At 59.4% G+C, this 22551-nt stretch carries 19 protein-coding genes; 8 read left to right on the top strand and 11 right to left on the bottom strand.

Features of this window, described 5'->3' with window-relative positions:
- Positions 1–60: 60 nt before the first annotated feature.
- The 5 genes from AC3I0A_RS08385 to AC3I0A_RS08365 form a co-directional block, all read right to left on the bottom strand.
- Entirely contained in the window at positions 61–2508 is a 2448-nt protein-coding gene (locus tag AC3I0A_RS08385) for a TonB-dependent siderophore receptor (protein WP_489377216.1), read from the bottom strand.
- A gap of 93 nt (positions 2509–2601) precedes the next feature.
- Positions 2602–3597, bottom strand: coding sequence for a FecR family protein (locus AC3I0A_RS08380; protein ID WP_489377214.1), 996 nt, complete (start codon positions 3595–3597; stop codon positions 2602–2604).
- A gap of 41 nt (positions 3598–3638) precedes the next feature.
- Entirely contained in the window at positions 3639–4139 is a 501-nt protein-coding gene (locus AC3I0A_RS08375) for a sigma-70 family RNA polymerase sigma factor (RefSeq protein WP_489377213.1), read from the bottom strand.
- Positions 4140–4385: 246 nt separating this feature from the next.
- Positions 4386–4583, bottom strand: a complete 198-nt coding sequence (locus tag AC3I0A_RS08370; RefSeq protein WP_489377212.1) for a YbdD/YjiX family protein — start codon at positions 4581–4583, stop codon at positions 4386–4388.
- A 15-nt stretch (positions 4584–4598) separates the two neighbouring features.
- Entirely contained in the window at positions 4599–6656 is a 2058-nt protein-coding gene (locus tag AC3I0A_RS08365; RefSeq protein WP_489377211.1) for a carbon starvation CstA family protein, read from the bottom strand.
- A gap of 290 nt (positions 6657–6946) precedes the next feature.
- Between AC3I0A_RS08365 and AC3I0A_RS08360 the strand changes: the two genes are divergently transcribed.
- From AC3I0A_RS08360 to AC3I0A_RS08335, 6 genes are all read left to right on the top strand, one after another.
- Positions 6947–8302: a cache domain-containing protein gene (locus tag AC3I0A_RS08360; RefSeq protein WP_489377210.1), complete on the top strand. Its 1356-nt coding sequence runs from the start codon at positions 6947–6949 to the stop codon at positions 8300–8302.
- A gap of 39 nt (positions 8303–8341) precedes the next feature.
- Complete coding sequence (locus AC3I0A_RS08355; RefSeq protein ID WP_489377209.1) at positions 8342–8974, top strand: response regulator; 633 nt, start codon at positions 8342–8344, stop codon at positions 8972–8974.
- 190 nt (positions 8975–9164) lie between these two features.
- Positions 9165–9734 carry an Hsp20/alpha crystallin family protein gene (locus AC3I0A_RS08350; protein ID WP_489377208.1) on the top strand — a complete coding sequence of 190 codons (570 nt, stop codon included), beginning with the start codon at positions 9165–9167 and terminating at the stop codon, positions 9732–9734.
- A 143-nt stretch (positions 9735–9877) separates the two neighbouring features.
- Positions 9878–11406, top strand: a protein-coding gene (locus tag AC3I0A_RS08345; RefSeq protein WP_489373385.1) for an IS3 family transposase whose coding sequence is annotated in 2 segments (ribosomal slippage) — positions 9878–10319 and positions 10319–11406 — 1530 coding nt in all. Because the reading frame shifts where the segments join, the coding sequence is not laid out codon by codon here.
- 175 nt (positions 11407–11581) lie between these two features.
- Positions 11582–13423, top strand: a complete 1842-nt coding sequence (ftsH, locus tag AC3I0A_RS08340; protein ID WP_489377207.1) for an ATP-dependent zinc metalloprotease FtsH — start codon at positions 11582–11584, stop codon at positions 13421–13423.
- Complete coding sequence (locus AC3I0A_RS08335) at positions 13420–14781, top strand: erythromycin esterase family protein (RefSeq protein WP_489377206.1); 1362 nt, start codon at positions 13420–13422, stop codon at positions 14779–14781. The genes ftsH and AC3I0A_RS08335 overlap by 4 nt, the downstream gene beginning before the upstream one ends.
- Before the next feature lie 714 nt (positions 14782–15495).
- Here AC3I0A_RS08335 and AC3I0A_RS08330 read toward each other — a convergent pair.
- The 3 genes from AC3I0A_RS08330 to AC3I0A_RS08320 are packed head-to-tail and all read right to left on the bottom strand — an operon-like array spanning position 15496 to position 17813.
- Complete coding sequence (locus AC3I0A_RS08330; protein ID WP_489377205.1) at positions 15496–16173, bottom strand: dienelactone hydrolase family protein; 678 nt, start codon at positions 16171–16173, stop codon at positions 15496–15498.
- Positions 16174–16183: 10 nt separating this feature from the next.
- Positions 16184–16876, bottom strand: coding sequence for a phosphoribosyltransferase (locus AC3I0A_RS08325; RefSeq protein ID WP_489377204.1), 693 nt, complete (start codon positions 16874–16876; stop codon positions 16184–16186).
- A 46-nt stretch (positions 16877–16922) separates the two neighbouring features.
- Complete coding sequence (locus AC3I0A_RS08320) at positions 16923–17813, bottom strand: universal stress protein (protein ID WP_489377202.1); 891 nt, start codon at positions 17811–17813, stop codon at positions 16923–16925.
- Positions 17814–18005: 192 nt separating this feature from the next.
- Here AC3I0A_RS08320 and AC3I0A_RS08315 point away from each other — a divergent pair, with 192 nt between their 5' ends.
- Entirely contained in the window at positions 18006–18989 is a 984-nt protein-coding gene (locus AC3I0A_RS08315) for a zinc-dependent alcohol dehydrogenase family protein (protein ID WP_489377201.1), read from the top strand.
- 119 nt (positions 18990–19108) lie between these two features.
- Here the strand turns inward: AC3I0A_RS08315 and AC3I0A_RS08310 are convergent, their stop codons facing one another.
- The 3 genes from AC3I0A_RS08310 to AC3I0A_RS08300 all read right to left on the bottom strand — a co-directional run bounded on the left by AC3I0A_RS08310 (position 19109) and on the right by AC3I0A_RS08300 (position 21506).
- The gene (locus AC3I0A_RS08310; RefSeq protein ID WP_489377200.1) at positions 19109–19549 is read right to left on the bottom strand and encodes a carboxymuconolactone decarboxylase family protein; all 441 of its coding nucleotides are present in this window, start codon (positions 19547–19549) and stop codon (positions 19109–19111) included.
- Positions 19550–19859: 310 nt separating this feature from the next.
- A complete protein-coding gene (gene ycaC, locus AC3I0A_RS08305; RefSeq protein WP_489377199.1) occupies positions 19860–20486 on the bottom strand; it encodes an isochorismate family cysteine hydrolase YcaC in 627 nt (208 codons plus the stop codon).
- A gap of 153 nt (positions 20487–20639) precedes the next feature.
- Positions 20640–21506, bottom strand: coding sequence for a pirin family protein (locus AC3I0A_RS08300; protein WP_489377198.1), 867 nt, complete (start codon positions 21504–21506; stop codon positions 20640–20642).
- Between the two features lie 107 nt (positions 21507–21613).
- Between AC3I0A_RS08300 and AC3I0A_RS08295 the strand changes: the two genes are divergently transcribed.
- On the top strand, positions 21614–22522 hold the full coding sequence (locus tag AC3I0A_RS08295) for a LysR substrate-binding domain-containing protein (RefSeq protein WP_489378453.1): 909 nt from the start codon (positions 21614–21616) through the stop codon (positions 22520–22522).
- Positions 22523–22551 lie beyond the last annotated feature (29 nt).

Genomic DNA, 22551 nt, shown 5'->3' with positions numbered 1-22551 from the left:
ACAGGATATGCGTGGACCTTGTGGGAGCGGGCTTGCCCGCGAATGGGGCGACTCGGTCTATCAGAACCCCACGCTGGCCTGCACAAAGAACGTACGCGGTGCGCCGACGTAGATCCCCGAGTTGTTGTCGCTCGAGCGGGTGAAGTACTGGCGATCGAAGAGGTTCTTCACCCCCGCGCCGACTTTCAGGTTCGATAGCTGCGAGCCGAAGTCATAGCCGCCGCGAACATTCCAGGTCACGTAACCCGGCATGTCACCGAACTGACCATCAGCGGTGCCCTCAGTGATGTAGTTGCCGCTGAAGCTGCCATCGACATTGATGCCGGTACCCGGTGCATGCTGTCTGGATTGGGCGAACGCATCGAGGTTGTAAGTCCAGCGGTTGATGTCGTAACGCAGCCCCAGTGTCGCGACTTGCCGGGAATAGAACGGCAGATCACGGCCCTTGAAGCCGGGAATGTCACCTTCGTTGGTGGCGCGGGTGTAGGTGAAACCGGCGTTGGCGGTCAAGCCGTCGAGCCGTGGGTCGAGGGCCGCCAGGTCATAGTGCACCGACGCCTCAAGGCCCTGGTGTTTGGTGGCGCCCAGGTTGGTCCAGCCAACATCGTTGCTGACGTATTGCAACTCTTCATCGAAGTCGATGTAGAACAAAGTCACTTCACCGCCCCACACGTCATCGTTGTAGCGCGTACCGATCTCGTAGGTCTTGGCTTTTTCCGGGTTAAGGCCGTTGGCGGTCTGATTCCCCACGCCGCCCTGACCGAGCTGGAAGTACTGCAGACTGCCGAACGAGGTCTCGTAGTTGGCGAACAGCTTCCAGGCATCGGACAGGTGATACATCACGCTCAGGGCCGGCAGCGGCTCGTTGCTTTCGATGTCGCGGCGCTTTTCCTGGACCGGTTTGCCATTGAGGCCCACCACCGGCCGATCATGCCATTGGGTCTTGATGCTTTCGAAACGGATGCCCGGGGTGATGGTCCATTTACCGATATCGATCTTGTCGTCGATGTAGAACGCATTGGCCTCAGTGCTACCGGTACGGTCCTGATAGACATGCCCGTCCGAAGCCGGTGTGACCACTGGCTGATTGTTCACCAGTGCCAGGCGGCTGGCTTCTTCGTGCATGCCTTCTTTCAAGTAGCGATAACCGACGCTGGCTTCCTGAGTCGTTGACCCCAGATCGAACACATGGGACACCCGCGGCTCGATGCCATAGGTGTAATAGGTGCGCGGATAGGCACTGATGGTCTTCTGGTCGCGGGCTGCAATGTTGCTGCCACGGAAGCTGTCGGAGTAATAGGTCAGCACTTCGACCTGAGTACGGTCGTCGACCTGGCGCAGGTACTTGAAGGACACGTCCTTGCGCCGGCCGCTGAAGTTGTCCCAGTCGCGGTCAGACTGAAACGGGTCGGCATCGTACTGCTTCTGGGTCAGGCCGCCGGGCATCTCGGCACTGGCGTCGTAGTAGTGGAAGTTCAGCGAAAAATCGTCCTGATCGGTCGGCGCCCAATGGGTCTTGAGGATCACGTCGTCGATGTCGTTGTCGTTATTGCTTTTGCGATAGCCGTCGCCATTGACGCCCGAATACAGCAAGGCGACGCCCATGCCGTTGTCCGCGGTGCCGCCGAGGAAGGCCGTGTCGATGTGCTTCCAGCCACCGCGCTGAGAGGTTTCCAGAGTGCTGCCGACTTCACCGGAGAACTTCTCGGGGATCGCCCGGGTCACGAAATTGATCACCCCACCGACGTTCTGCGGCCCGTAACGCACGGAACCGGCGCCGCGCACCACGTCGATGCTGTCGAGGTTGCCGGAAGAAATCGGTGCCATGGACAGCTGCGGTTGACCGTAAGGGGCAACCGCAGCCGGCACACCGTCGATCAGCACCGTGGAGCGTGGTGACAGGCGTGAAGTCAGGCCGCGCACACCGACGTTCAGCGAAATATCACTGCCGCCGGTGCCGTTGGCTTCCTGTACTTGCACACCGGGTACCCGACGCAGCACATCGCCGACGTTCATTGCACCCTGCTCGACCATCGCCTCACGACGAATCACCGTCCGCGCGCCGGGGTGGTTTTGCACCACGGCTTGATCGGCGTCTGCGAGCCAGTCACCGACCACCTTGATATCGGTCACACCCAATTCGAGCGGGCCGTTTGGCGCTGTGGAAGCGTCGGATGGCGCCGGGCTCAAGGTCACCGAACCGGCATCGATCCGATAGTCCAGGCCACTGCCCTGAAGCAATTGGCGCAGCGCCTGTTCCGGTGACAGGTTGCCGTCCACCGCTGGCGCCTGCTTGCCGGCCACCAGTTGCGGGTTGAAGAACACTTGCAGCGACGTTTGCTGAGCCAACTGGCTCAAGGCTTCGCCCAACGGCTGGGCCTGGATGTGAATGCTGGCGGGCGCCTGCTCGGCATACGCCAGTGGCATGGCGGCGTTGACTGCCAAGGCGAGCGCCAAGGGCAGCCAGCGAGAAGAGGGATTGTTGTTTTTAACGTCGAGGTTCTTCACGTCGAGCTTTGTCCTGTTAAAGATGTGTGCGTCTGTTAATGCAAACCAGTTGCAGTTGGACAAGAAGACGAAGAACTCGAAAAAAACCTGAATCTATCGCGCAATTATTTCCTGACTGCCGTCGTCCAGGGTCCGCAAAGCTACCGGCAGGATGCTCGGCAAGGCCTTGAGCAGCGCCTCGGTGTCGGTGGATTTGAACACGCTGCTCAGGCGCAAATTACCCACTGCGGGATTCGCCACACGCAGGGGTTTGTCCCGGTAGCGCGACACTTCGTGGGCCACTTCAGCCAGGCTGGCGTTGTTGAACACCAGCTTGCCGCTGCGCCAGGCCATGAGTTCCTGAGGATTGACCGCGTAAGCCGCGGCCACTTTGCCTTGAGCATCGATACGCGTGCCCAGGCCGGCGGTCAGACTGACGAACTCGCCGTCAGCCGCCTCACGGCCCTGCACCTTGACCGCTCCCGCCTCCACCACCACCCGCGTTTCGGCTTCATCGCGACGCACGTCGAAGCGGGTTCCGGTTACCGTGACCTTGCCGGCCCCGGCGGCGACGACGAACGGCCGACTGCTGTCGTGCTCGACGCTGAACATCGCCTCGCCCTGCTTGAGTTCGATGCCACGCCGGTCCTTTTCATAATGCACTTCAACCCGGCTGCGGCTGTTCAGGTCGATCCGCGAACCGTCGGGCAACGCCACCTGGCGGCGCTCGCCGGGGGCCGTGGAGAACTCGGCGGTGTAGGCCGCAGGGTGCAAACCGCTGAACAAGCCCAGACCAAGGGACACCGCGAGCACACTCGCCGCCACCGCATAGCCCATGAACGGCCGGCGTCTGGAGCGCTCCCAGGTCTTTTCGCCAACAGGCGTTTCACACAGCGCTTGTAGACGCGCCCTGGGCACCAGATCAGCGGCTGTCCAGAGACCTTGCAGCAGTTGAAATTCATCCCGATGCAGGCTGTGCTCCTCCAGCCAGGCCTCGAAACGCCGCTGATCTTCGGCACTGACGGCCTGGTCCTGGAGGCGCACGAACCACAGCGCAGCCTCATCGCGAACCGTCGCCTGCCCGCACGCGCAATCACGAGTATCCATCATGGAATGTCCTGTCCTGGCGGTGGGAGAAAAGTCACGGCAGATCATTGGTTCAGCCCGTCCAGGCGGTCGCGTAGATGCCGCAGGGTGCGGATCATATACTTTTCCACCATGTTTTTAGACAGCCCCAGGCGTTCGGCGATTTCCGCCTGGGTCAGGCCTTCGATCTTCTGCCAGACAAACACCTTGCGGCAGTTGACGGGCAATTCGCCAAGCGCCTGCTCGATGGAGTCAGCAAGCTGGATCGCCTGCATGAAATGCTCGGGGTCGCCGGTGGCTGGCAAGCCGTGATGAACTGCTTCCTGCTCCATGGCTGCGCGGCGATCTTCGCGCCGATAGGCGTCCACCGCGATATTGCGCGCAGTCTGATGCAAATATGCCCGCGGCTGCTCGACCGCCGCCGAATCGGATTCGAGCACCCGCACGAAGGTGTCGTGGGCCAGATCCTCGGCCTGCTGCCGATTTTTCAGCCGACGCGTCCAGGTGCCGATCAACTCTTCGTAGTGCTCGAAAAAGCCTGGTCTGCGGGGCAGCTTGGGGGTCATTGCGGTGCGCTATGGAGGCGGGGCGCGAATAGTAATGCTTCCTATTAAGCCCGGCAATTGATTCCAGTCACGGAAGATCTTCCATACGCTGAAAAACTGTAGGAGCGCGACTTGTGTGGGAGCCGGGCTCGCCCGCGAAGAACGATGACGCGTAATGCCTGAAAAACCGCGGTGTTCGCTTCGCGGGCAAGCCCGCTCCCACACAAGCCCCCTCCCACATCACATCAGATGACCACAATTAGCGGGTCAACAGCACTTGGGACCAGACTTGCTACCGTAACGCGCCTCCTGGCGTTCCCGAAAGAACGCCTCGTAGGCCATCACCGGCTTGTCCGGGTGTTTGCTTTGCATATGCTCGACGTAGTTGTCGTAGTCGGGCATGCCGACCATCAGGCGGGCGGCCTGACCGAGGTATTTACCGAGGCGACTGAGGTCATTGAACATGTCGGCAATCCTCGATTACGCGTCCGGCAGCGCCTGGAAGGGCGCTTCTTTATCCGTGCGCTCTTTGCTGCCCCAGGCGGCAATACCGACCTTGAGTGCAAAGAACAGGATGCTGAATACCACCAGCAGGAACAGCACGGTCAGCGTCGCGTTGGTGTAGGCGTTGTAGATCACGTGCTGCATCTGCTCGATGCTCTTGGCCGGCGCCAGGACCTGACCGTTGGCCAATGCATCACCGTACTTTTTGGCCAGCGCCAGGAAACCGATCGCCGGGTTGGCGTCGAACAGCTTGATGAAGCCGGCGGTGGTGGTGCAGATCAGCAACCAGACGGCGGGCAGCATGGTGACCCAGACGTAGCGCTGACGCTTCATTTTGATCAGCACGACGGTCGCCAGCATCAGCGCGATGCCAGCCAGCATCTGGTTGGAGATACCGAACAGCGGCCACAAGGTGTTGATGCCACCCAGCGGGTCGATCACGCCTTGATACAGCAGGTAACCCCACATTGCCACGCAACCTGCCGTCGCGATCAGGTTGGCGGTCCAGGATTCGGTACGTTTCAGTGCCGGAACGAAGGAACCGAGCAAGTCCTGCAGCATGAAACGTCCGGCACGGGTACCGGCGTCGACAGCGGTCAGGATGAACAGCGCCTCGAACAGAATCGCGAAGTGGTACCAGAACGCCATGGTGTTTTCACCCGGCAGCAGCGTGTGCAGGATCTGCGCGATCCCCACCGCCAGGGTCGGCGCACCGCCGGCACGGGCCAGGATGGTAGTTTCACCGATGTCCTTGGCCACCGCTTGCAGGGCCTCCGGGGTAATGGCGAAACCCCAGCTGCTGACCGTCTGCGCAACCGACACAACATCGCCGCCGACAAGGGCCGCCGGGCTGTTCATCGCAAAGTAGACACCCGGCTCGATCACCGAAGCAGCGACCATGGCCATGATGGCCACGAAGGATTCCATCAGCATGCCGCCGTAACCGATGTAACGGGCATGGCCTTCGTTGGCCAGCAACTTCGGCGTGGTGCCGGAAGCGATCAGCGCGTGGAAACCGGACACCGCACCACAGGCGATGGTGATGAACAGGAACGGGAACAAACCGCCCTTCCATACCGGACCGGTACCGTCGGTGAACTGGGTCAGCGCCGGCATTTTCAGCTCGGGCATGGTGATCAGGATGCCGATCGCCAGGGCGAGGATGGTGCCGATTTTGAGGAAGGTCGACAGGTAGTCGCGCGGCGCCAGAATCAGCCAGACTGGCAACACTGCGGCAACGAAGCCGTAGCCGATCAGCATCCAGGTAATCTGGATGCCGGTGAAGGTAAAGGCTTTGGCCCAAACCGGGTCAGCGGCAATCTGCCCGCCCAGCCAGATCGAACCCAGCAGCAACGCCACGCCGATCACCGAGATTTCACCGATGCGACCCGGGCGGATGTAGCGCATGTAAATGCCCATGAACATCGCGATCGGGATGGTCGCCATCACCGTGAAAATGCCCCATGGGCTCTCGGCCAGGGCCTTGACTACGATCAGCGCCAGCACCGCGAGGATGATGATCATGATCAGGAAGCAGCCAAACAACGCGATGGTGCCGGGGATACGGCCCATTTCTTCACGGACCATATCGCCCAGCGAACGGCCGTTGCGGCGGGTCGACAGGAACAGGACCATGAAGTCCTGCACGGCACCGGCCAGCACCACACCGGCAATCAGCCAGAGCGTGCCGGGCAGGTAGCCCATCTGCGCTGCCAGCACCGGACCGACCAACGGCCCCGCGCCAGCGATGGCCGCGAAGTGGTGACCGAAAAGCACATGTTTGTTGGTCGGCACATAGTCCAGACCATCGTTGTTGAGCACTGCGGGAGTAGCCCGAAGTGGATCGATCTGCATCACATGTTTAGCGATAAACAGGCTGTAGTAGCGGTATGCAACGAGGTAGATAGCGACTGCGGCGACTACGATCCAAAGGGCGTTGATGGCTTCGCCGCGGCGCAAGGCCACGACACTCAGCGCGACCGCACCAATGACAGCCACGACAAACCAGGCGAGGTGTTTAACCAGACGGGTCATTGCGTGTCTCCTGCCGACAGCCGATGGACTGCGGCGGTAATTATTATAATGGCGCCCCGTTATGCGGAGCTCGCCTAATATCCGCGCATGTCGCCATTGGCGAAATCCGCAGTACTACGTAAGCCCCTTCTACGTAGTACTACTGAGACCCCGCCATACTGCGGTTCTTCCCGTTAGTCCGACCGCTCTCTGCGCTTGTAAGGTTGAAGTCTTTTTGGCATATCATGCCCACTCCACGACACCCGCCAACAGCCCTGCTGCACCGCCGCCCGGTCTGGACAGGAGTAGAGATGCAGCTCAAACACAAGATTGTTGCCCTAGGCGTTTTACCGCTGATCCTGGCGGTTGCGGTCATCTGTGCGCTGGTGATTTTCCAGAATCGGCAATTAGGTGAGCAGCAGGCGCAGTTGATCGAAGACAGCATTCTGGCGAGCAAACGCGCGGAACTGAAAAACTATGTAGCAATGGCTAAAAGCTTGATCGAGCCCCTGTATGCCGATGGCCAGAACGACCAACAGGCGCAACAGCGAGTACTCGAAGAGTTGAGGAAACTCAGCTTTGGTATCGATGGCTACTTCTTCGTTTACGATCGTCAGGGCCGTAACCTGATGCATGCCCGACAATCCGAGCTGGTTGGAAAATACCTCTGGGAGATGACCGACCCCCACGGTTTGCCAGTCATTCAGGCGTTACTCAAAAGCGCGGAATCCGGAGCAGGTTTCCAGCGTTATGCCTGGAAAAAACCCTCGACCGCAGAGGTCACGGATAAACTGGCTTATGTCGTGATGCTTGACCATTGGGGCTGGATGCTCGGTACCGGCATCTACCTCGAAGACGTCGAACAGGCCACTGCGCAAGCCCGCGATGAAGTCGCGCAAGGCATCCGTGCCACCATGTTGGCGATCGCAGTAGTAGCGCTGGTCGCCGTACTGCTGGTCTTCGCCAGCGGCATGACCTTGAACGTCAGTGAGCACCGTTTGGCCGACAAAAAACTTCAGCGACTCAATCAGCGAATCGTCAGCTTGCAGGAAGAAGAACGGTCGCGCGTATCCCGCGAACTGCATGACGGTATAAGTCAGTTGCTGGTGTCGATAAAGTTTCAGTTCGAACTGGCCACCCATATGCTCGAAACGGGTCGGGACAATGCCTTGAGTATTTTACGAGAAGCTACGGAGCGTTTGGGCGGAGCTATCGGAGAAGTCCGCAGCATTTCCCACGACCTGCGTTCATCGTTGCTCGACACTTTGGGCCTGCCCGCGGCCATCGGACAGTTAGCAGCTGAATTTGAAAAACGCAGCGGCTTGCCGGTGCACTATGAAAGCAACCTGTTCGACTTTCCGCTGATCGACGGTGCGGCAGTTGCCTTGTTCCGTATAGCTCAAGAAGGGCTGACCAACATTGAGCGGCATGCTCAGGCCCACAACGTATCGATCACCCTGCAAGGTTCTGCCGAGGCCTTGCGCCTGATCGTCGTCGATGACGGCATCGGCTTTAACGTCACTCGAATCGAGCGCCTGCACAGCGGTATAGGATTGCGCAACATCCGTGAAAGAGTCGAGCATTTTGGCGGCCGACTCGATCTCCACTCAGTGCCTGGCAGGAGCGAACTGAACGTGCTCCTACCCATGAGCGTAACCGACAACTGATGCGGATCATTGTCAGAAAACAATAAGAGAAATGCCCTGATGAGCCTGTCTTCCCCGATACGTATTGCCTTGGTCGACGACCATTCACTTGTTCGCGAAGGTATCCGGGCTTTACTGGCGGTGATGGCGCCTTTGGAAGTCGTGGGTGAGGCCGAAAGTGGCGCCGATGCGATCGACATGGTCAGTCGGACGAAACCCGATTTGCTGCTGGTCGACATCAGCCTTAAAGACATGAACGGCCTTGAATTGACCCGCGCACTGCGGCGCGAATACCCGTCGATCAAAATCCTGATACTCAGTATGTACGACAACTACGAGTACGTGAGTGAGTCGGTACGCTCAGGTGCCAGCGGCTACGTGCTGAAGAATGCCCCTTCGCGTGAAATCATCGCGGCTATCGAAGCGATTGCCAGCGGCGGAACCTTCTACAGCGCGGAAATCGCTTCGATACTGGCCGCAGACAGGCACACCGATAGCGAACTGACCCCACGTGAAAGCCAGGTGCTTTGCAAGATGGTCCAGGGACTGAACAACAAGGAAATGGCCCGCGAACTCGACATCAGCGTGCGCACCGTAGAAACCCACCGTCTGAGCATCCGCCGCAAATTGAACATCGACAAGCCCGCCGCCCTGCTCAACTACGCGATTGAGCACGGGTTGATTTCCCGCTGATTCGAGCCAGCCATCCCCTATTCCGCTGGTCGACGCGCCGCTGATCCAGGCCAAATAGGGTCTATTCTTATTAGGCAGACATCGAGTTCACGGACGCTGCAAAACGCCTGTGACTCCCTGATAGATCCACCTCGAGGTGACAGACCACACGAATATAGGCAGCCACCTCGAATCCAGAGGAGGAAATGACATGTCTAGCGTAAAAAAAATGCCGGTCAGCACGGAACAGAAGCCCCGTCAGACCGCAGTGAGTACTGGCCTCTTGCGCCCCTTTGAATCGTTGCGCCAACAGATCGACCGTCTGTTCGAAGACTTTGGTCGAGGGTCGGCACTTTCGCCATTCAGCCGCAGCCTCTTCGATGTCGAGCCACTGAGCCGTAACCTCTTCGATGTCGAACCACTCTGGGGTCGGGAGCTGAGCGGTCGCGGCATGCCCGCCGTGGATATTTCCGAACAGGCTAGAAGCTACGAAATCACCGCCGAACTTCCCGGTATGGATGACAAAGACATTGAGATCAAACTGTCCAACGACAGCCTGATCATCCGAGGGGAAAAGAAATCAGACAGAGAAGAACAGAGAAAGGGCTACCACCTCACTGAACGCAGCTACGGCTCATTCGAGCGGGTCTTCAACCTGCCCAAAGAGGTCGATGCCGACAAGATCGACGCGCATTTCAGTAAAGGTGTGCTGACGGTCTCTCTGCCGAAAAAAGCCGAGGCCATAAAACCGGAAAAGGTCGTGAAAATCAAAGCCGACTAGACCCTGTGCCTATTGGCCCCTTGCCGGGAAAACCTGGCAAGGGGCTTTTTGTGGATCCCCTTTGTTCCATATCCCTCCGTGTCAGGCTACCTGTCGCCCTTGTTGATTGACTCATTCATTCAAGGGGGCGAAGGTGCATAGCAATGTCTAAACGTTACACCGACGACTTCAAAGACTGGGCCGTACAGCAAATGATGCCGCCCCTCAATCGTTCAGTGGCGGACCTCGCTGTTGCACTCAATGTCACGCCACAGGCACTGCGTAATTGGAGGCAAATGGCTAGAGATAACGGTTTGATCGTGCCCGGAAACGGGAAGACCAGTGATCAATGGTCCAGCGCCGATAAATTCAATGCCGTCATGGAAACCGCACCGCTGAGCGAGGTGGAGATTTCTCAATATTGCCGAATCAAGGGCATTTATCCTGAGCAAATCCAGCAGTGGCGCGAGGCCTGCCAAAACGCCAATACCCTCGCTGATCTGAAGCCCAGCGCAGAGAAAACTGCCGAGCAGCGACGGATCAAAGAGCTGGAGCGTCAGTTGATCCAATCCGATGCTGGACGTGCCGAAGCGGAGGCTTTGCTGGAACTCAGAAAAAAAGCCAATGCGATTTGGGGCAAGGACAAGGAAGATTGATCAGCGCCCCCGATCGTATGCAAGCCATGAAGTTGATTGCTGAAGCGGTGCTGAGTGGGGCTCGTCGATATCGGGCGTGCAATGAACTGGGGCTGAGCCTGCGCACGGTTCAACGTTGGCAACACACCGACTGCGACAGGCGTCTGCTGGCTCAGCGGGCAGCTCCGTCGAACAAGCTCAGTGAGGCGGAGCGCCAGGCGGTGCTCGATGCCGCCAATCAGGCTGGCTATGCCAGCCTCACGCCACACCAAATTGTTCCCAAGCTGGCAGATGAGGGCATCTATCTGGCGTCGGAGTCGACGTTCTATCGCGTGTTAAAAGCTGCGAATCAAAACGTTCGCCGTGGTAGGGCCAAAGCGCCCAAACGCAGGGTACTGACGACACATCGTGCTGACGGTCCCAATCAGGTGTGGTGCTGGGATATCACCTGGTTGCCTAGCACCGTCAAAGGCCGTTTTTTCTACTGGTACATGGTCAAGGACATCTACAGCCGCAAGCTAGTAGCCAATGAAGTGCATGAGGTGGAGTGCGCTGAGCATGCGTGCGAACTACTCGAAAAGGGATGTTTGCGCGAACACACGGCCGGTCGTCCATTGGTGCTGCACTCGGACAATGGCCACGTCATGAGAGGCTCTCTTCTGCGTGAAAGCATGGTTTCGCTAGGCGTAGAGCCGTCATTTAGCCGACCGCGCGTGAGCAATGACAATGCGTACGCCGAAGCACTTTTTCGTACCGCAAAGTACTGCCCACTCTGGCCGGACCAGCCGTTTGATACGGTCACGCAAGCAAGGCTTTGGGTGCAAAAATTTATCGAGTGGTACAACGAAGATCATCGTCATAGTGCCTTGAAATACGTGACGCCGAACGAGCGCCACGAAGGCAAAGCAACAGCTCTATTACAGGCCAGAGCAGCGCTTTATGAAGATGCCAGGGAGGTCAATCCGAGCCGCTGGAGTACCAGGACACGCAACTGGAAATTGGCAGATGCGGTGTATTTGAACCCCGAACGCCCTGAAGTTAAGGGCGCAATGGGTTAGCCGCAGCAGTACCAAGGCGACAGGTACCTTGACACGTACCGATATATATAAAACTGATCGACTGACAGCAGGTCTAAAATTTTAACCAATACTCAGGTATAGGGCGCAGAACGACACTGCGTAGTACTGCGACGGGGCGTTGTTCAGATTCATCGTTCACTCGTGAGCCCAGACCATGAAGAAGACCGATCAGTGGAACACTTCATACTTTCTCGCCGCCTTCGTCGCGTTGACACTGGCGCAGTTCTTCTTTGTCGAACGCGGCACCGTCGAGTCGATCCCTTACAGTCAGTTCCTGCAGTTGTTGAACGAGCAAAAAGTCAGCGACTTGAGCGTCACCAAAGACCAGATCAAGGGCAAACTGCAAGAGCCGATCAACGGTCATACCCTGTTCACCACGGTGCGGGTCGACCCCACCCTGGCGACAGAACTGGCTCAATCAGAGGTCAGCTTTTCCGGAGTCAACGAAAACACCTTTCTGGGCAATCTGCTCGGTTGGTTCCTGCCCTTTGTCATAATCATGGCGGTCTGGATGTTTGTGTTCCGCGGCCTTGCCGAGAAACAGGGCATTGGCGGCCTGATGAATGTCGGCAAATCACGGGCCAAAGTATTCGTCGAGCGCGATACGGGGGTGACCTTCGCCGATGTAGCCGGCATTGACGAAGCCAAGGCCGAACTGGTGGAAATCGTCTCGTTTCTGAAAGACAAGGCCAGGTACACCCGCCTGGGTGCCCATATTCCCAAGGGGACTTTGCTGGTGGGCCCTCCCGGAACCGGTAAAACCCTGGTCGCCAAGGCCATCGCCGGTGAAGCCGGGGTGCCGTTTTTCTCCATTTCCGGTTCCGAGTTCGTCGAAATGTTCGTCGGCGTCGGTGCCGCCAGGGTTCGCGACCTGTTCTTGCAGGCTCGCCAGGCGTCACCCTGCATCATTTTCATTGACGAACTGGATGCCCTGGGAAAGATGCGCGGTATCGGTGGGCTCGGTGGCAACGACGAAAAAGAACAGACACTCAACCAACTGCTGGCGGAGCTGGACGGCTTCGACCCTCGCGAAGGCGTGGTGCTGCTGGCCTCCACCAATCGCCCGGAAGTCCTCGACCCGGCGCTGCTGCGGGCCGGCCGTTTCGATCGTCAGATCGTCATCGATCGCCCGGACCGCAAGGGTCGATGGGAGATTCTCAAGGTGCATATCAAGCACATCGCCGCTGAGCCCAGCATCGACTGCGAGCGTATTGCCCAGATCACCACCGGCTTCACTGGCGCGGACCTGGCGAATCTGGTCAACGAAGCCGCGATCGTCGCGACCCGTCGCGGTGCCCCGGCGGTCAGCCTCGACGACTTCACGGCGGCGGTAGAGCGCATCATCGCCGGCGTTGAACGCAAGAGCAGCCTGCTGCAGCCCGAAGAACGCCTGGTGGTCGCCTATCACGAAATGGGCCATGCCCTGGCGGCCGGCACCTTGCCGGGAATGGACCCGGTGCACAAGGTCTCGATCATTCCCCGTTCCATCGGGTCGCTGGGCTATACGCTGCAACGCCCGACCGAGGATCACTTTCTGATCAGTTACCAGACGCTCAAGGATCGGATCGTGGTGTTGATGGCCGGGCGGGCCGCCGAGCACATCGTCTATGGCCAGATTTCCACGGGAGCAGCGGACGACTTGGTCCGGGCCACCGATATCGCCCGGCAACTGATTACCCGCTTCGGCATGAGCACAGAGCTCGGACAGTCGGTACTGGAGCGCCAGACCCCCACATACCTGGGCGACCAGATGTTGAACCGGGGGGAGAAGGATTACTCGGAACAAACCGCACGAGAAATCGACCTCGGCATCAGAGACCTGCTCGATGAAGCCTACAGTCGCGCCAAGGCATTGCTTGCCAGCCGCCGGGCCGACCTGGATGCCGGCGCCAGACTGCTGCTGGAAAAGGAAACCCTGACGCCTGAGGAGTTCCCCGCGTTAATGCCCCTCACGCCAGAGCACTCGACGTCAGGCAATCCACCCTCACCGGAATGACGCTCATGAACTTCTTGAAGAAACTTTCCGGGTCCAATGTCAACGGTGCAGCGGCCTCTATTGTGCCGTTGTTACGCCAATACGCTGAGCCACTGCCGGAATTGAACTCAGAGGCCTTTGGCGAAATGTTCGACCGTTACGCCGATGCTCGCGTGGTGATGATCGGTGAGGCCAGCCATGGCACCAGCGACTTCTACCGAGCCCGGGCGGCCATCACCCAACGGCTGATCGAGCAGCATGGATTCACTGTCGTTGCCGTCGAAGCGGACTGGCCGGATGCGGGCCACGTTGACCGTTATGTCCGCGGGCTGGCGCCTTCGGCCTGGAAACGGCACATCTTCAGCCGATTCCCGACCTGGATGTGGCGCAATACCGATGTGAGAGCTTTCGCCCACTGGCTTCATCACTATAACCAGCAGAAAGCGCCCGAACTGCGTGTCGAGTTTCGCGGTCTGGACGTTTACAGTTTGCGTAATTCCATTCACGAGGTCTTGAACTACCTCGACCAGATCGACCCTCGGCTTGCGCACGAAGCACGGCAGCGTTATGGCTGTCTGACACCCTGGCAGGATGATCCTGCGTTATACGGCCACTTTGTCGAACGCGGTGGCGTGATGCCATGTGAGCAGGCAGTGGTCGACCAGCTCAATGCCATACTGGCCGAACAACTGGCCGGGCTTGCCCAGGACGAAGAAGCGTTCTTCAACGCCACGCAAAACGCCCAGGTCGTTCGGGCCGCCGAGCAATACTACCGAGCCATTTATCAAGGCTCGACCACCTCCTGGAACCTGCGTGACCAGCATATGTTCGACACCTTGCGGGCGCTGCTCGAGCATCGAGGCCCTCAAGCCAGGGCGGTGGTGTGGGCGCACAACTCCCATATCGGCAATGCCGACGCCACGGAAATGGGCTGGAAGGGCCAGTTCAATATCGGCCAGCTGTGCCGTAGCGCCTACGGGCGCGACGTCGTGCTGATCGGCATGAGCACCGACCGCGGCCAGGTGGCGGCGGCCGATGACTGGGATGGCGACATGCACATCAAGGACATCCGGCCATCTCGGGCGGACAGTTGGGAGCATCAGTTCCTTGAGGCGGGTATCGCCGCGTCCTTGACCGACTGGCGCGATCCGGAGCGAGAAACCTTGCGCCGGGCCCTGTCAGAGACGCTGCTGGAGCGGGCCATCGGGGTGATCTATCGACCTGAAAGCGAGCTGCGCAGCCACTATTTCCAGGCGGTGCTGGCCGACCAATTCGACGCCTTGGTGTGGATAGAACAGACGCAACCGGTGACGGCACTGCACCTGCCGAAAAGCCAGGAACTGGAACCGGAAGACGAAACCTTTCCGTTTGGTGTGTGATGTCCAACATCGCAGAGCACCAAAAAGATTGGTGGCCCGAACCTGCGGCAGCTCCGCCAACCCTGCGCACCCGCAAATTATCAGGTGTACCCAATCCCCGTAGGAGCACGGCTTGCCGGCGATGGCGGCCTTGAGATCGCCATCGCGAGCAGGCTCGCTTCCACATTAGATCGGCGTACACCCGACCAACCAAACAGGCCGGCCGGTAGGCCGCCTCGCTTTGGCTTTTGATCTGGCTTTTGATCTACCCGCCCCTTCGGCAGGCCGAACGGAGGTGTTCATCAGGGGACTGGCGCGCAGCGCCCCTCGGCGAAGCCGAGGACATCGCATGGAGGTCGTCGCGAAGCAGACCGGAGGGCGATGCCCCCTGATGAATGCCGGAGCGAGGGAACACCGAGCCTTAGCGAGGTGCCGGACGCTCGGGGCGAAGACCTTTGCTTCCTTTGGGGCGTTTGCCAAAGGGAGGCGCCGTAAGGGCGAAACCCTAAGTGGCCGTTACCGCAGGAATGGATATGTACACCATCAAGAGCCAGGCCGGCCGGAAGGCCGCCTTCGCAGGCAAGCCAGCTCCCACATTGGATCGGTGTACATCCGCAAGAGCCAGGCCGGCTGTCAGGCCGCCTTCGCGAGCAAGCTCGGCTCCCACATTGGATCGGTGTACATCCGCAAGAGCCAGGCCGGCTGTCAGGCCGCCATCGCGAGCAAGCTCGGCTCCTACGGGTTCGGGTCGCGTTCGGACGATCTTTTGTGCAGATGCACCGCAAACCAGTCGCCAGCCAGTCTGGCGACTTCCTCCAGGGTTCCAGGCTCTTCGAAAAGATGGGTGGCACCGGCTATGACCTCCAGCCGTTGTTCACACTGCAGGGCCTGGGCGCTTTGGCGGTTCAGGTTGAGCACCGTCGGGTCCTGACCTCCGACGATTTGCAAGGTTGGAGCCTTCACCAGCGCCAGCGCTGACCCGGCCAGGTCGGTCCGCCCTCCTCGGCTGACCACGGCGTGCACCACCTCCGGGCGCAGCGCCGCTGCCAACAACGCCGCGGCGGCCCCGGTGCTCGCGCCGAACAGTCCGATGCGCAACGATTGCAACTGCGCACTGCGCCCTATCCAGTCGATCACCCCCACCAGCCGTCTGGAGAGCAGCGCGATATCAAAGCGCAACTCCCCGGTCAGGTTGTCCACGCGTTGTTCCGGTTCGGTGAGCAGATCGAACAGCAGCGTGCCCAGCCCTCGCTCGGCCAGAGACTGTGCAACCTGCAGGTTACGCGGGCTCGAACGAGTGCTGCCGCTGCCATGGACGAATACCACCACGCCGTCTGCGAGTGCGGGCAAACGCAAATCAGCGGCTAACTCGACGTCCGCCAGATCCAGCTTTCGATGTTCTAGTTTCAGCATTGGAATTACCTTAGGACGCGCCCCGTCCCGGCTCCGATTCGCGTTGCCAGGCGCGTTGCAACAGATCAATGACCTCTTCGTCCGAGGTCTGGGAAAAGTTCATGTACCAATTGCCAATCGACATCATCCATTCGAGGGTGAGCGGGCAAACCAGCTCATCCACTTCGCTGCGCAGCGCCTCTGCGGTCTCGACCGGCGCCACCGGTACGGCGACGACGATGCGTGCCGGTTTTTGCAGGCGCACGGCGTGAACCGCCGCCATCATCGAAGCCCCTGTGGCCAGCCCGTCATCGACCAGAATCACCACCTGGTCTTGCAACTTGATGGGCGCACGCGTGGCCCGATAGGCGCGCTCGCGACGCTGCAACTCCTGGCCTTCTCGTGCGACCACGGCCTCAAGCGTCTGTTGATCAATGTAGTTAGCCCGTAATGCATCCTCATTGACTATTTGTATGCCGCCGCTGGCAATGGCACCCATGGCGAACTCCTGGTGGGACGGAACGCCGAGCTTGCGGACCAGCATCAGGTCCAGGCGCACCTCCAGGGCCGTGGCGACTTCATAGGCGACCGGAACGCCGCCCCGAGGCAAGGCAAGGACAATCACATCGGCTTTTCCAGCGTATTTGAGCAGCGGCTCCACCAGACTTTTGCCGGCGGCAGTCCTGTCACGCAAGACAGTTTGCTGAGAGGGATAATGATTCATTTAACAACCTCCTCCAGATGGTAAGCCCCGCCGACTCGTACCGACCCTAGACCGCAAGAATGCTGCAGGGCACCTGATACAGGATATGTTCAGTCGTGCTACCGATCAGCCTTCCCACGCCGCGGCGGTGCACTCTGCCCATCACAATGACATCCACCTGATGCTCGCTGACGAATTCGGCCAGTACCGAGACCGGTTGGCCCAGAATGAAATGCCGGCGCTCGGACGGCACGCCATAGTGTTCGGCCAGCGTGAGAAAGGATTTTTCCAGCGAGTGGCGCAGCTCCCGGGTCAGGTCCGACAGCACCAGGCCGCCGCCTCCCGCATCGCCCAGGTAAACCGATGACACGTCATAAGCGTGCACCAGATGTAGCTCGGCATCACATTGCAGCGCCAGGCTGGTCGCTTGCTCGATGATCCGGTCATTGAGCTCGCTGTTTTGCGACGACGGCCGCGAAGGATCAACTGCCGCAACGACCTTGTGCGGTAGCGTATGGCCGCTCGCACCGACCAGGTAAACCGGAACCGGACACTCTCGCAGCAGGTGCCAGTCCATCGGCGTGATGAAGGCACGTTTGATCACCGGCTCATGCTGCACTTCCTTGATCAACACGTCAGGCTGCATTTCCATGACGTGCTGGAGGATTTCCTGCTGCAGGTCGTCGGCCCAGGTCACCTCGAAGGTGACGTCGATGTCCCTGCTGCGCATTCTTGCCACTTCACCCTTGAGCCAGACGCTATGGTCCTGCAGGTAAGTCTCGCGGGTTTTGTTCTGAATGCTTTTTTCGAGCAGTGAAAGGATATCCATAGGTCTTATCAACGCCGCGATATGCAAACTTGCCCCGCTGGCTTTGGCCAGGGCAGCAGCACGGTGTATCGCCGGGGAGCGGCGCAACGCCGGGTTGATAATCAGTAACAGCCGTTGATACTGGCTCATGGTCTGCCTCCAGGATCGAGTTGTTCGTCGTATCCATGGCGTCGGCTTCATACATACCTACATAACATTTGACTGACGCATCGAAGCCTATGTTCCCCGGCTGCGCGAGCATTCGCCCATCAATAAAGCCGCTACGAACTACAGTATTAATACTATGGGTGATTGGGGGGTCACTTTCTCTGGAGGATGGTCATGCGCGCCATGGTCTTGCATTCCCCTGGCCAGCCTTTGCAGCTGGAAGAGCGTCCGGTCCCGACACCCGATGCCCATCAATTGCTGATCAAGGTGCTGGCTTGCGGTGTCTGCCGTACCGATCTGCACCTGTTCGACGGCGAGCTCGCGCAAGCCGTGTTGCCCAGGGTGCCCGGCCATGAAATTGTCGGCCGGGTCGTGGCCGTCGGCTCGCAAGTGGCACCTTACTGGATAGGCCGACGGGTGGGCGTTCCCTGGCTGGGTTGGGCGTGCGGAACCTGCGCTTTCTGCCTGTCAGGACGGGAGAACCTGTGTAACCAGGCACTGTTCACTGGATGTCAGCTCGATGGAGGTTATGCCGACTACGCCTGCGCCGATGCGCGCTTTTGCCTGACCATTCCAGCCGTACTATCGCCTGTCGAGGCCGCGCCGTTGCTGTGTGCCGGGCTGATTGGTTTTCGAGCCTTGCGCCTGGCGGGAACAGCGCGGCGCCTGGGTCTCTATGGTTTTGGCGCTGCCGCCCATCTGGTCATCCAGATCGCGCTGGGGCGTGGCCAGCAGGTCTATGCGTTCACTCGCCCTGGCGACACCCAAGGCCAGGATTACGCCAGAGAACTGGGCGCCGTCTGGGCCGGGTCGTCAGAAGAGTCGCCGCCGCAGCTCCTGGACGCCGCGCTGATCTTCGCCCCCGTCGGAGCCTTGATACCTCTGGCCCTTGCGGCAACGATCAAGGGTGGCTGTGTGATTTGCGCCGGCATCCATATGAGCGATATTCCGGGCTTTCCCTATCAACTGTTATGGGGTGAACGAATGCTGCGATCGGTGGCCAATCTGACCCGTGAGGACGGCAAGGCGTTCTTCGCCGAAATTCGTCACACCCCCGTTCGTTCCCAGGTCACCCGCTTTGCTCTGGAAGACGCCAATGCCGCACTCGCCTGCCTGCGACAAGGACAGGTCAAGGGGGCGATCGTACTGATGCCCTGAACGCCTGGGCATTTGATCGACCACGAATGAGGGAAAACCGGTGGCCCTGGATGCGCAAGGTCAAAACCACCGGTGGCGCCGTCTGCCGATGCTCATTGAGGCCAAGTGACGGATCCGGTTTATTCCTGCGGGAACTTGCGAAAGCCTACCGCCAAACGGTTCCAGCTATTGATAGTGGAAATCGCCATGGTCAGGTCGACCATTTCGCTGGCACTGAATTCGGCGCTCAGCAGTGCGTAGTCCTCATCCGGGGCGTGGGTTTCGCTCAGACGGGTCAAGGCCTCGGTCCAGGCCAGTGCCGCACGTTCGCGCGGAGTGAAGAAGGGAGTTTCACGCCAGACCGAAACGGCATAGAGACGACGTTCGGTTTCACCCTGCTTGCGGGCATCAGCGGTGTGCATGTCGACGCAGAATGCGCAGCCGTTGATCTGCGAAGCGCGCAGCTTGACCAGTTCAATCAGCTTGTTTTCCAGCGGCAGTTTCGATACCGCATTTTCCAGCGCCAGCATGGCTTTGAAGGCGTCCGGCGAAGCCGTGTAGAAATCGATACGAGGTTGCATGGTGTGCTCCATAACAAGTGGGGTGCGGTTACGTTAGCTCCGTCTGTGGTCTGCACAAATAGCCAATTGTTGGGAAGTTGAGGATGCCAATCGGGTTGGAGCCTGGATTTTCGGTGGCTGTTTGGACGCCATCGCGAGCAGGCTCGCTCCCACAGGGTTATGTGCTGACTTATGGACCTGTACAAATCCAATGTGGGAGCGAGCCTGCTCGCGATGGACTCAAGGGCGACGCGTTTACTCAGAAACACGCGTTATCGTTAACGTCCATCGCGAGCAATCGAGCGTCGACCGGCTGCTCCTACAACGAGGTTTATTTGCCGTTAGAGAGGCTGTTGTAGCTGGTCATCAGGTTGCGGTAGTCGGGGATGTGGTTGGAGAACAAGGTGGCCAACCCTTCCACATCGTTGCGCCAGTCGCGGTGCAACTCGCACGCCAGGCCGAACCAGGTCATCAGTTGCGCACCGGATGCCGACATACGATCCCAGGCCGATTGTCGGGTCAGCTCGTTGAAGGTGCCGGAAGCATCGGTCACCACGAACACGTCGAAACCTTCAGCCAGGGCCGAGAGCGCCGGAAATGCCACGCAAACCTCGGTCACCACACCGGCGATGATCAGTTGCTTCTTGCCGGTGGCCTTGATCGCCTTGACGAAGTCTTCGTTGTCCCAGGCATTGATCTGCCCCGGACGAGCAATGTACGGCGCGTCCGGGAACAGCGCTTTCAACTCAGGCACCAGCGGTCCGTTGGGGCCGCTTTCGAAACTGGTGGTGAGAATCGTCGGCAGCTTGAAGTACTTGGCCAGGTCGGCCAGTGCCAGCACATTGTTCTTGAACCGGTCCGGTTCGATATCGCGAACCAGCGACAGCAGGCCAGCCTGATGATCGACCAACAGAACGGCGGCATTATCCTTGTCCAGACGCTTATAAGAGGTAGTCATTGGGTTATTCCTCGCTTTTTATCGATGCCGAACAGGCCGGCGTAGGTGAAACCGGAGTTCGTGCCACAGCTGCGGCACTGGGATTTCGTTAAATCGCGGCCAAGCAAGCGTAGTCACATCCGCTCGACACGCCACAGCGAAACAGCAATCTGCTCAGCCATTCATCTGGCCGAACTGTCCGGACTGGAAGTCGGCAAACGCCTGATGGATTTCCTGCTCGGTGTTCATCACGAACGGGCCGTGGCCGACGATGGGTTCGTCGATCGGTTCGCCGCTGAGCAGCAGCACTACGGCATCGTTATTGGCTTGGAGCATCAACTGATCACCGTTGCGTTCGAACAAGGCCAGCTGCCCTTCCCGAACCAGCTCCTGAGCGTTGACCTGAACCGTGCCGCGCAACACCACCAATGCCGTGTTGCGGCCTTCGTGCAGGTCCAGCGTCAGCGCCTTGCCGGCGTTCAAGCGAATGTCCCAGACATCGATCGGGGTGAAGGTCCGCGCCGGTCCTTTGTGACCGTCGAATTCACCGGCGATCAGTCTCAGGTTGCCGGCCTCGTCCCTGAGCGGCAGGTTCGGAATATCGCCATCGAGGATGGTCTGGTAGCCGGCGTCAGCCATTTTGTCTTTGGCCGGCAGGTTGACCCACAACTGGACCATTTCCAGGGTGCCGCCGCTGCGGGCGAAATCCTCGGAGTGGAATTCCTCGTGCAGGATCCCTGAAGCGGCGGTCATCCATTGCACGTCACCCGGGCCGATCTTGCCGCCGCTGCCGGTAGAGTCGCGGTGTTCCAGTTCGCCCTTGTAGACGATGGTCACAGTTTCAAAACCGCGATGAGGATGCTGCCCCACGCCACGTCGTTGCGTGGTCGGGGTGAATTCGGCAGGGCCGGCGTGATCGAGCAGCAGGAACGGGCTGATGTGTTTGCCCAGATTGTCGTAGGAAAACAGCGTGCGAACCGGGAAACCGTCGCCCACCCAATGCGCTCTTGGGCTGGTGTAGATACCGATGATGTTTTTCATGGTGTGCCTCCAAAAGTGGCTGAGTGAAACCATGGACACACCTTAAATCCGACACCTTTGCTGCGCTAGACTGCAAAAATCACCCATAGCGTTCTATTTGGAGAACGATAGTGGAAGACCTGAACACCCTTTACTACTTCACTCAGGTGGTGGAGCACCGTGGTTTCGCCGCTGCCGGGCGTGCCCTGGACATGCCCAAGTCGAAACTCAGCCGACGTATTTCGCAGCTGGAAGAACGCCTCGGCGTACGGCTGATTCACCGCACCAGTCGGCATTGTTCGCTGACCGAGATCGGCCAGGCGTATTACCAGCGTTGTCTGGCCATGCGGGTGGAAGCGGAAAGCGCGGCAGAAGTCATCGAGCGCAACCGTTCCGAGCCTCAAGGACTGGTGCGTATCAGTTGCCCGACGGCACTGCTCAATTCATGGGTCGGGCCAATGCTGACCCGCTACATGCTCAAATACCCGCTGGTGGAACTGTTTATCGAAAGCACCAACCGCCGGGTCGACCTGATCCACGAAGGATTCGATATCGCCCTGCGGGTGCGATTTCCGCCGCTGGGAAGCAGCGATATGGTGATGAAAGTGCTGGGTAACAGCACCCAATGCCTGGTGGGCAGTCCGGACTTTCTGCCGCGTCTGTCGTCACCGGCCACGCCCGCTGATCTCAGCGGCCTGCCGAGCCTGCACTGGGGCGCGGCGCAGCGTGAATATCACTGGGAACTGTTCGGCCCGAATGCCGCCAGCGCGGTGATCCGCCATCATCCGCGGATGGTCACTGACGATCTGATCGCCCTGCGCCATGCGGTGCTGGCCGGAATCGGCATCGCCCACCTGCCCAGCGTGGTGGTGCGCGAGGATCTGGCCGCCGGTCGACTGGTTCAACTGGTACCGGGATGGGCGCCAAAATCCGGCATTGTTCACGCGATCTTCCCGTCCCGTCGCGGGCTGTTGCCGTCGGTGCGAACCTTGATCGATTTCCTGGGTGAAGAGTTCAGCCAGAGCGATATGTCCTGAGTCCTGAGGCTTGCCCGCGAAATCGGTGA

It is taken from the genome of Pseudomonas sp. KH_024_B2 (genome assembly GCF_057839965.1).
Note: the sequence above shows the minus strand (reverse complement) of the source record. Positions and strands in the feature narration are given on the sequence as shown.

What these genes read in the sequence shown, in the direction of transcription:
- AC3I0A_RS08380 (WP_489377214.1), bottom strand. Translation starts at nt 3,597, where the DNA reads ATGATGGATACTCGTGATTGCGCGTGCGGGCAGGCGACGGTTCGCGAT.
- AC3I0A_RS08375 (WP_489377213.1), bottom strand. Translation starts at nt 4,139, where the DNA reads ATGACCCCCAAGCTGCCCCGCAGACCAGGCTTTTTCGAGCACTACGAA.
- AC3I0A_RS08370 (WP_489377212.1), bottom strand. Translation starts at nt 4,583, where the DNA reads ATGTTCAATGACCTCAGTCGCCTCGGTAAATACCTCGGTCAGGCCGCC.
- AC3I0A_RS08365 (WP_489377211.1), bottom strand. Translation starts at nt 6,656, where the DNA reads ATGACCCGTCTGGTTAAACACCTCGCCTGGTTTGTCGTGGCTGTCATT.
- AC3I0A_RS08360 (WP_489377210.1), top strand. Translation starts at nt 6,947, where the DNA reads ATGCAGCTCAAACACAAGATTGTTGCCCTAGGCGTTTTACCGCTGATC.
- AC3I0A_RS08355 (WP_489377209.1), top strand. Translation starts at nt 8,342, where the DNA reads ATGAGCCTGTCTTCCCCGATACGTATTGCCTTGGTCGACGACCATTCA.
- AC3I0A_RS08350 (WP_489377208.1), top strand. Translation starts at nt 9,165, where the DNA reads ATGTCTAGCGTAAAAAAAATGCCGGTCAGCACGGAACAGAAGCCCCGT.
- ftsH (WP_489377207.1), top strand. Translation starts at nt 11,582, where the DNA reads ATGAAGAAGACCGATCAGTGGAACACTTCATACTTTCTCGCCGCCTTC.
- AC3I0A_RS08335 (WP_489377206.1), top strand. Translation starts at nt 13,420, where the DNA reads ATGACGCTCATGAACTTCTTGAAGAAACTTTCCGGGTCCAATGTCAAC.
- AC3I0A_RS08330 (WP_489377205.1), bottom strand. Translation starts at nt 16,173, where the DNA reads ATGCTGAAACTAGAACATCGAAAGCTGGATCTGGCGGACGTCGAGTTA.
- AC3I0A_RS08325 (WP_489377204.1), bottom strand. Translation starts at nt 16,876, where the DNA reads ATGAATCATTATCCCTCTCAGCAAACTGTCTTGCGTGACAGGACTGCC.
- AC3I0A_RS08320 (WP_489377202.1), bottom strand. Translation starts at nt 17,813, where the DNA reads ATGAGCCAGTATCAACGGCTGTTACTGATTATCAACCCGGCGTTGCGC.
- AC3I0A_RS08315 (WP_489377201.1), top strand. Translation starts at nt 18,006, where the DNA reads ATGCGCGCCATGGTCTTGCATTCCCCTGGCCAGCCTTTGCAGCTGGAA.
- AC3I0A_RS08310 (WP_489377200.1), bottom strand. Translation starts at nt 19,549, where the DNA reads ATGCAACCTCGTATCGATTTCTACACGGCTTCGCCGGACGCCTTCAAA.
- ycaC (WP_489377199.1), bottom strand. Translation starts at nt 20,486, where the DNA reads ATGACTACCTCTTATAAGCGTCTGGACAAGGATAATGCCGCCGTTCTG.
- AC3I0A_RS08300 (WP_489377198.1), bottom strand. Translation starts at nt 21,506, where the DNA reads ATGAAAAACATCATCGGTATCTACACCAGCCCAAGAGCGCATTGGGTG.